Source organism: Pseudomonas sp. BJa3, assembly GCF_026343815.1.
Taxonomy (GTDB): domain Bacteria; phylum Pseudomonadota; class Gammaproteobacteria; order Pseudomonadales; family Pseudomonadaceae; genus Aquipseudomonas; species Aquipseudomonas soli.
This window is the reverse complement of sequence record NZ_JAOXMC010000495.1, coordinates 1-241: the sequence shown is the minus strand read 5'-3', so window position 1 is coordinate 241 and position 241 is coordinate 1. Positions and strand designations below refer to the sequence as shown.

The window sequence follows — 241 nt, the reverse complement described above, 5'->3', positions numbered from 1 at the left end:
ACGGCTCTACCACGCACACGGTGCCGGTACTGAGCGTGCACACCCACCAGGTGTTGGCCGGCTGGCCACTGGGGACGATCTCGGTGTTGGCCATGTCGTGCTCGGGCAGCTCCATCGAGGTCAGCTGGCCGACCCGCGGCTGCGACCAGTAAAGGGCGAAGCGACGGGTCTCGTTGCGGCCCAGTTCGCCCTGGCCGGCGAACAGATTGTCCTTGCCATCCAGCGCGCCAGGTTCGAACAC

At 66.8% G+C, this 241-nt stretch carries 1 pseudogene; it reads right to left on the bottom strand.

Annotated elements, in window-relative coordinates:
• Positions 1–241 (bottom strand): annotated as a pseudogene (locus OH705_RS28535) (chemotaxis protein); the annotation flags it as partial.